Origin of the sequence: Sphingomonas azotifigens NBRC 15497 (assembly GCF_002091475.1) — a bacterium.
In the GTDB taxonomy this organism is placed as follows: Bacteria; Pseudomonadota; Alphaproteobacteria; order Sphingomonadales; family Sphingomonadaceae; genus Sphingomonas; species Sphingomonas azotifigens.
The window spans coordinates 1-7,422 of sequence record NZ_BCTR01000103.1 but is presented as its reverse complement, the minus strand read 5'-3'; the positions used below and the strand labels follow the sequence as shown (position 1 = coordinate 7,422).

Here is a 7,422-nt window from a genome sequence, read left to right as displayed (position 1 = left end):
CCCCTCCCCTGAAGGGGAGGGGCTAAAGTAGGAATTTGACATGACTGCACGCGAGAAACTGCTGGCCGAAGCCGCCAAGCGCATCCTGATCACCGACGGCGCGTTCGGCACCGAGATCCAGAACTGGAAGCTCGACGAGGCCGCCTATGCGGGCAATCTCGGCCTTGCGCATGACCAGAAGGGCAACAATGACATCCTCGCGCTGACCAAGCCCGAGGTGCCCGGTTCGATCCACCGCGCCTATTTCGAGGCCGGTGCCGACATCGCCGAGACCAACACCTTCTCCGCCAACCGGATCAGCCAGGCCGATTACGGCGCCGAGCATCTGGTGCGCGAGATCAACATCGAGAGCGCAAAGCTCGCTCGCAGCATCGCCGACGAGTATGAGGCCAAGGACGGCCGCCCGCGCTTCGTCGCGGGCGCGCTGGGGCCGACCAACAAGACGCTGTCGCTGAGCCCCGACGTCAACGATCCCGGCTATCGCGAGATCGACTTCGATTACCTGAAGGACGTGTACCGCGAGCAGATCGACGCGCTGGTCGAAGGCGGCATCGACTTCGTGCTGATCGAGACGGTGTTCGACACGCTCAACGCCAAGGCCGGCATCATGGCGGCGATCGAGGCGGGCGAGGCGCTCGGCCGCGACCTGCCGATCATGCTGTCGATGACGCTGACCGACCTGTCGGGCCGCAACCTCTCCGGCCACACGGTCGAGGCCTTCTGGCACGCGGTGCGCCACGCCAAGCCGGTGACGATCGGGCTCAACTGCTCGTTCGGTGCCGAGCAGCTCCGCCCGCATGTGAAGACGCTGTCGGCGCTCTGCGACACGCTGATCATGGTCTATCCCAACGCGGGGCTCCCCAACGAACTCGGCGCCTATGACGAGATGCCGGTCACCACGGCGGGCCTCGTCAAGGAATGGGCCGATGCGGGGCAGGTGAACATCCTCGGCGGCTGCTGCGGCTCGACGCCCGCGCATATCGGCGCGATCGCCAAGGCGGTGCAGGGGCTGAGCCCGCGCAGCATCCCGACGCCGGAAGTGCGTACCCGGCTCGCCGGCCTCGAACCGTTCACCATGGCGGCGTGAGCGAGTAATAGCCCTCTCCCCTCCGGGGAGGGGGTTGGGAGAGGGGCAGGACGCTGCCCTTCTTCCCCACGCGACCCACGACACACTGCCCCTCTCCCCGGCCCTCTCCCCGATGGGGAGAGGGAGAGAAGAAGAACCCAGATCATGACCACGCCTTCCTCCACCAACTTCGTCAATATCGGCGAGCGCACCAACGTCACCGGCTCGGCCCGCTTCAAGAAGCTGGTGATGGCTGGCGACTATCCCGCCGCGGTCGAAGTCGCGCGCCAGCAGGTCGAGAACGGCGCGCAGGTGATCGACGTCAACATGGACGAGGGCCTGCTCGACGCCGTCGAGGCGATGACCACCTTCCTCAAGCTGATCGCCGCCGAGCCGGACATCGCCCGCGTGCCGGTGATGATCGACAGCTCGAAGTGGGACGTGATCGAGGCGGGCCTGAAGTGCGTCTCGGGCAAGCCGATCGTCAACTCGATCAGCATGAAGGAAGGCGAGGAAGCGTTCCTCACCCATGCCCGCAAGTGCATGGCATACGGCGCCGCCGTGGTCGTCATGGCGTTCGACGAGGTCGGCCAGGCCGATACCCAGCAGCGCAAGGTCGAGATCTGCGAGCGCGCCTACAAGCTGCTCACCGGCATCGGCTTCCCGCCCGAGGACATCATCTTCGATCCCAACGTGTTCGCGGTGGCGACGGGGATCGAGGAGCACAATAACTACGGCGTCGACTTCATCGAGGCGTGCCGCGAGATCAAGAGGCGCTGCCCGCACGTCCATATCTCGGGCGGCCTGTCGAACCTGTCGTTCAGCTTCCGCGGCAACGAGCCGGTGCGCCGGGCGATGCACAGCGTGTTCCTGTACCACGCGATCCCCGCGGGCATGGACATGGCGATCGTCAATGCCGGTCAGCTCGACGTCTATGACGCGATCGATCCCGAGCTGCGGGTGGCGTGCGAGGACGTGGTGCTCAACCGCGATCCCGATGCCGGCGAGCGGCTGGTGGCGCTCGCGGAGAAGTATCGCGGCACCGACGCGGTGGCGGAAAAGCAGGCGGCCGAATGGCGCAGCTGGCCGGTCGCCAAGCGGCTGGAGCACGCGCTGGTCAAGGGCATCGACGCGCATGTCGTCGAGGATACCGAGGAATGCCGCGTGACCTTCGCGCGCCCGATCGAGGTGATCGAGGGCCCGCTGATGGACGGCATGAACGTCGTCGGCGACCTGTTCGGCTCGGGCAAGATGTTCCTGCCGCAGGTGGTGAAGTCCGCGCGCGTGATGAAGAAGGCGGTCGCCCACCTGCTCCCCTATATCGAGGCCGAGAAGGAAGAAGGCGCCAAGGGCAAGGGCAAGATCGTGCTCGCCACGGTGAAGGGCGATGTGCACGATATCGGCAAGAACATCGTCGGCGTGGTGCTCCAGTGCAACGGCTTCGAGGTCGTCGATCTTGGCGTGATGGTGCCCTGGTCGAACATCCTGCAGGCGGCGATCGACAACGATGCCGACATGATCGGCCTGTCCGGCCTGATCACCCCCAGCCTCGACGAGATGGTGACCGTCGCCGAGGAAATGCAGCGCGCGCAGATGACGATGCCGCTGCTGATCGGTGGCGCCACCACCAGCCGCGTCCACACCGCCCTGCGCATCGACCCGGCCTATACCGGCCCGGTGGTGCATGTGCTCGACGCCAGCCGCGCGGTGGGCGTGGCGACGGCGCTGGTCTCGGACACCCAGCGCGATCCGTACGTGACCAAGGTGGCGGACGAATATGAGCATGTCCGTGCAGCCCGCGCCGGCAAGGGGCAGAGCGAGCTGCTGCCGCTGGAAGACGCCCGTGCCAATGCGTTCGAGGCGGACATGAGCCTCAAGCCGGGCAAGCCGCGCATGCCGGGCGTGCACACGTTCGACGACTGGGACCTGAAGGACCTGCGCGACTATATCGACTGGACCCCCTTCTTCCGCGCCTGGGAGCTGGCCGGCAACTATCCGGCGATCCTCACCGACGAAGTGGTCGGCGAGAGCGCGACTTCGCTGTTTGCGGACGCCCAGAAGATGCTCGACAAGATCATCGCCGAGCGTTGGCTGACCGCGCGCGGCGTGGCCGGGCTGTGGCCGTGTCGCCGCGAGGGCGACGATGTGATCGTCCACCTCGAGAACGAGAATCACGTCCGCCTGCCGTTCCTGCGCCAGCAGATCGCCAAGCGCGAGGGCCGTGCGAACATGTGCCTGGCCGACTTCATCGATCATGACGGCGACTGGATCGGCGGTTTCGCCGTCTCGATCCACGGCATCGAACCGCACCTCGCCCGCTTCAAGGCGGCGATCGACGACTATTCGGATATCCTCCTGAAGGCGCTGGCCGATCGCCTGGCCGAGGCGTTCGCCGAGCGGCTCCACCAGTTCGTCCGCACCGCGCTCTGGGGCTATGCCGAGGGCGAGCAGCTCGACAATGAGGCGCTGGTGCGCGAGCAGTATCGCGGCATCCGCCCGGCGCCGGGCTATCCCGCCTGCCCCGAGCACAGCCTCAAGCCGATCCTGTTCGACCTGCTCGACGCACACAAGCGCACCGGCATCAGCCTCACCGAAAGCTTCGCGATGCTGCCGACGGCGGCGGTGTCGGGCTTCTATTTCGGGCATCCGCAGGCCGAGTATTTCGGCGTGGCCCGCATCGGGCAGGACCAGCTCCAGGAGTATGCGGTCCGCCGCGGCATCAGCGAGGAACTGGCGACGCGCTACCTGCGGCCCAACCTGGACTGAGGATCCTAACCGTCATCCCCGCGAAGGCGGGGATCCATTGGCGCAGGTGTTTCGGCTCCATCTGCGCCCGCACAGGCGAATGGATTCCCGCCTTCGCGGGAATGACGGCTGTGGTGTGGTGCGGCGGCAGCCCTACAGCGTCCGGCGGATCTGCACGTACATATATTGCCCGCGCCGCTGGACGCGTCGCTCGTGGTAGGTCAGCGGTGAGCCGTTGCGCTCGCCGGGATACACGTCCCGGCCATAGCGCTGTGCCGCATTGATCAGGTTGCCGGCGTCCAACCGGATCGCCAGCTTCTTGCTCGGCTTCCAGATCCCGTAGATCTCGACACTCGGCTGGACCTCGGTCGTGCGATACTCGGCGACGCGATACAGCCGCGCGTCCGGCTGGCCGCAGCTCCCGTACACGCCATAGGTGAAGCGACCGCCGAACAGGTCCTGGCTGAAGCTGCCGCTGCAGGTGAACGGCACTTCGTTGGCAAAGCGCCGCCGCTCGCCGGTGAGCGGATCGGTGACGTGGCTGTGCACCAGCGACGCATTGCCGCGCAGCCGCGCATTCTTGATGCCGAGCTTGTCGAACGGCAGGGTCAGCGTGGTCGACAGCGTGTCGCGCGTGCCCGTGCCGATATTGCCGATCGCATCGAACCCGCCCTCGAGCGGGATATAGTCGATCACGTGCCGCGTGGCTTCGTGCTTGGCGCCGAGTTCCAGCGCTCCCTTGCCCCAGAAGCGATGCTCGACCACCGCTTCAAAGGTCAGCGTCTGCTCGGGCACCAGATCGGCATTGCCCGCGCGGACGGTGCCGAGGTTGATCTCGGTGGCGGCGACGAAATTGGTGAAGTCGAGCTGGCTGACGCTCTGCTCCACGCGCAGCCGCAGCTGGTCGTGGGCGGTCGGCCGCAGGGTCAGCTGCACCCGCGGCTTGGGGTAGAAGAACGAGCGGGCACGCGGGCTGTCGCCGTCGGCCTTGATGCGCGAAACTTCGGTCCGTAGCCCGGCCTCCAGCGTCACCGGCGCCGAGGGCTGCCAGCGCGCCAGCCCGAACAGCTCGCCGCGAATTTCGCTGACGAAGACCTTCTCGTCGGGCAGCGGCGCGGGCAGTCCCTCCTCGGTATAGGTCGTGCGGTTGTCGAGGAAGTTGTAGGCGATCTCGCCGCCGCCTTCGAACGACAGCGTCTTGCTCGCCTTGTGGCGCAGGATCGTGCGGAGCACCGATTCGCCGTTCCGCGACTGCTGGCCGAAGGTCGATGCGAAGTCGCCGATCTGCGTCGCCGAATCATAGCTGATATGGCCCAGCCGCTGCAGCGCGATCACTTCCAATTCGCTCGTTGTACCCAGCGATCGCGTCCAGTTCGCGCCGAGTTCTCCCTTCCATTGCCGGGTGATGTCGGTGGCGTTGGTATTGCTGCCCGAACCTTCGGTGGTCGTGGCGATGAAGCTGGTCGGGTAATCGAGATAGTCGAACCGCCCGTTGACCGTGAGGAGCCCGCCACCGGCGGCGCGGCGGATCGAGGAGCGCAGGGTCGCCGTGCGGTCGCGATCCCAAAGGTCGAGGTCTTGCCGCACCAGCAGGTTGCCGGCTGCATCGCGCCGCACGCGGCTTCCCTGGGCGGTGCCGCTGGTGCGGTCGCTGATCAGTTCCAGCGAGACTTCGTCGCGCCGGTCGCCGTCGCGCCGGGCATATTGCAGCGTCACGTCGGGGCCGACATAGCCGTCGCGATAGATATAGCTCTGGAAGTTGATCAGCTTCTCGGTGGCGGCGGTGCGCTTGAGCACCACATTGGCGATCACTGCGCGCCCCTGCATGTCGATGCCCGGGGCGCCGCCGCGGATCAGCTCGATCCGCGCGACGCTGGCGGCGCTGATCCGGCGCAGGATCTCGCCCAGGCCATCGGTCTTCGAGGCTGGCGGCTTGCCGTCGATCAGCACGTTGCCGGTGTTGCCGGCCAGACCGCGCGCATCGCCATTGCCGGCATCCAGCGTGAAGCCGGGCAGGCGTTGCACCATGTCGAGCGCGGTCGGCAGCGCGGTATTCGCGAAGAATTCGGGCCCATACACCAGCACGCCCGTCGCCGCCTGCGATGCTGTTGCACTAGCGCCCGAGTCCGGCTGCTGTTGTTGCGCCAATGCGGAAACAGGACAGGCCATCGCGGCAACTGCCAATACGCACCGAACCGTCATTTTGACCTGAAAAGTCCCCCGAGACCAGCATCATGGCTGATCATGCGCAGAAGTCTGGCCGAACGAACGCAAGCTTTGCAAACAAAATCCTCGACTTGCGAAACTTTACGCAGCGTTCCGTGCCATTTACGCAACAGGAGAAGTGCGCAGCGCCTGTGCGGCTGCCCAGCCGCTCGCCCACGCCCATTGGAAGTTATATCCGCCGAGCCACCCGGTAACGTCTACTGCCTCGCCGATTGCATAAAGGCCGGGCATGCGGCGCGCCTCCATTGTCTGCGAGGACAGATCGGCGGTGCTGATGCCGCCGACGGTCACCTCCGCCTTGGCAAAGCCCTCGGTGCCGTTGGGAAGGAAGCGCCAGTCGGCGAGCTGCGCCTCGGCGCTGTCCAGAAGCGCGTCGCGGCAATTGCCGAGTTCCGACGGCAGTGCGATGCGCTCGGCGAGCGTGGATGCTAGGCGATCCGGGAGAAGGCGATTGAGCAGGCTGCGCAGCGCAAGCCGCGGCTCGGTGCGCTTGGCCTCGCGCAGCCAGCCCTTGCATTGCTCGGGCAGAAAGTCGATCGCGATCGACTCGCCGTGCTTCCAGTAGGACGAAACCTGCAGGATCGCCGGGCCGGACAGGCCGCGATGGGTGAACAAGGCCGCCTCGCGGAATGTCGCCTTGCCAGCGCGCGCGGCGACGGGTGTCGAGACGCCGGAAAGCTCGCGGAACAGCGCCTGGTCCGGGCCCAGGGTGAGAGGGACGAGCGCGGGCCGCGGCTCGACGACCTTGAGGCCGAAGCGGCGGGCAAGGTCGTAGGCGAAGCCGGTGGCGCCGAGCTTGGGAATGGCAGGACCGCCGGTGGCGATGACCAGCGCGCGCGCCTCGGCGACGCCCTTGCTCGTGGTCACGCGGAAGCGGCCATCGGCATGGTCGACTTCGGTGATGCTCGCTTCGAGCTGCAGCGTCACCCCGCCCATCGCGCATTCGCCCAGCAGCATGTCGACGATCTGCCGTGCCGAGCCGTCGCAGAACAGCTGGCCCAGCGTCTTCTCGTGCCAGGCAATGCCGTGGCGCTCGACCAGCGCCAGGAAATCCTGCGCGGTGTAGCGGCCGAGCGCCGACTTGGCGAAATGCGGGTTGGCGGAAAGGTAGCGATCGGGCGCGGTGCCGAGATTGGTGAAATTGCACCGCCCGCCGCCCGAGATCAGGATCTTCTTCCCCGGCGCCTCGGCATGGTCGAGCAGCAATACCTTGCGCCCGCGCTGGCCCGCCATCGCGGCGCAGAACATCCCCGCCGCGCCGGCGCCGAGGAGGATTGCGTCATGGGTGCCGAGGGATGTGGTCATGCGGGGGCGTTAGCGCGGTTCTCCGGCGCCGAACAGCAAAACGCCGCCGGGATGCCGGCGGCGTTTTGTGTCGAGGATGT

General features: G+C 66.7%; 4 protein-coding genes. 2 read left to right on the top strand and 2 right to left on the bottom strand.

All coding sequences use genetic code 11. The features are described 5' to 3' along the window. Nucleotides 1-40 precede the first annotated feature (40 nt). Nucleotides 41-1,087 carry a homocysteine S-methyltransferase family protein gene (locus SAZ01S_RS22675; RefSeq protein WP_084584606.1) on the top strand — a complete coding sequence of 349 codons (1,047 nt, stop codon included), beginning with the start codon at nucleotides 41-43 and terminating at the stop codon, nucleotides 1,085-1,087. A 144-nt stretch (nucleotides 1,088-1,231) separates the two neighbouring features. Then, nucleotides 1,232-3,832 (top strand): methionine synthase, encoded by a 2,601-nt coding sequence (gene metH / locus SAZ01S_RS22670; protein ID WP_084584605.1) that lies wholly within the window; start codon nucleotides 1,232-1,234, stop codon nucleotides 3,830-3,832. A gap of 132 nt (nucleotides 3,833-3,964) precedes the next feature. Here metH and SAZ01S_RS22665 read toward each other — a convergent pair whose 3' ends face one another. Both SAZ01S_RS22665 and SAZ01S_RS22660 read right to left on the bottom strand, forming a co-directional pair. Then, nucleotides 3,965-5,896, bottom strand: coding sequence for a TonB-dependent receptor plug domain-containing protein (locus tag SAZ01S_RS22665; protein WP_245825149.1), 1,932 nt, complete (start codon nucleotides 5,894-5,896; stop codon nucleotides 3,965-3,967). 243 nt (nucleotides 5,897-6,139) lie between these two features. Then, complete coding sequence (locus SAZ01S_RS22660) at nucleotides 6,140-7,342, bottom strand: BaiN/RdsA family NAD(P)/FAD-dependent oxidoreductase (RefSeq protein ID WP_084584603.1); 1,203 nt, start codon at nucleotides 7,340-7,342, stop codon at nucleotides 6,140-6,142. Nucleotides 7,343-7,422: the final 80 nt, after the last annotated feature.

Bases quoted from the DNA above. Each gene is read 5' to 3' on its own strand.
- SAZ01S_RS22675 (WP_084584606.1), top strand. From the start codon at position 41: ATGACTGCACGCGAGAAACTGCTGGCCGAAGCCGCCAAGCGCATCCTG.
- metH (WP_084584605.1), top strand. From the start codon at position 1,232: ATGACCACGCCTTCCTCCACCAACTTCGTCAATATCGGCGAGCGCACC.
- SAZ01S_RS22660 (WP_084584603.1), bottom strand. From the start codon at position 7,342: ATGACCACATCCCTCGGCACCCATGACGCAATCCTCCTCGGCGCCGGC.